This is a genomic window from Kocuria sp. CPCC 205263 (genome assembly GCF_040981075.1).
GTDB classification, from domain to species: domain Bacteria; phylum Actinomycetota; class Actinomycetes; order Actinomycetales; family Micrococcaceae; genus Kocuria; species Kocuria rosea.
Genome location: NZ_JAVKPV010000090.1, coordinates 1 through 511, shown reverse-complemented (window position 1 = coordinate 511; position 511 = coordinate 1). Strand labels below are relative to the sequence as shown.

Below are 511 nucleotides of genomic sequence, written 5' to 3'. Positions count from 1 at the left end.
CGGGCCCGGACGCCCTCGTGCACGCCCAGGACAAGCTGCGGATGCGCGCGGCCGTGGAGCGCCTCGGCCTGCCCAACCCGCGCTGGGCCGCCGTCGCCGACGCCGAGGAGCTCGTGGCCTTCGGCGAGGACGCCGGCTGGCCCGTGGTGCTCAAGACCCCGCGCGGCGGCTACGACGGCAAGGGCGTCATGGTCCTGGCCTCGGCGGAGGCCGCCCGCAGCGCCGGGCCGGCGCAGTGGTTCGCCCGCACGGACGGGCCGCTGCTGGCCGAGGAGAAGGTTCCCTTCACCCGCGAGCTCTCCGCCCTCGTGGCCCGCACCCCGTCCGGCGAGGTCCGGGCGTGGCCCGTGGTGGAGTCCGTCCAGGTGGACGGCGTGTGCGACGAGGTGATCGCGCCCGCGCCGCGGCTGCTGCCGGAGGTCGCGACCGCGGCGGCGCACGCCGCCCGGACGCTGGCCACCGAGCTGGACGTGACCGGCGTGCTGGCCGTGGAGCTCTTCGAGGCCCCCGG

Annotated in this window: 1 protein-coding gene; it reads left to right on the top strand. The window is 78.1% G+C overall.

Annotation, left to right across the window (positions count from 1 at the left end):
- Positions 1-511: ATP-grasp domain-containing protein (locus RF647_RS19290; protein WP_368813142.1), on the top strand; the 511-nt coding region annotated here is incomplete at both ends.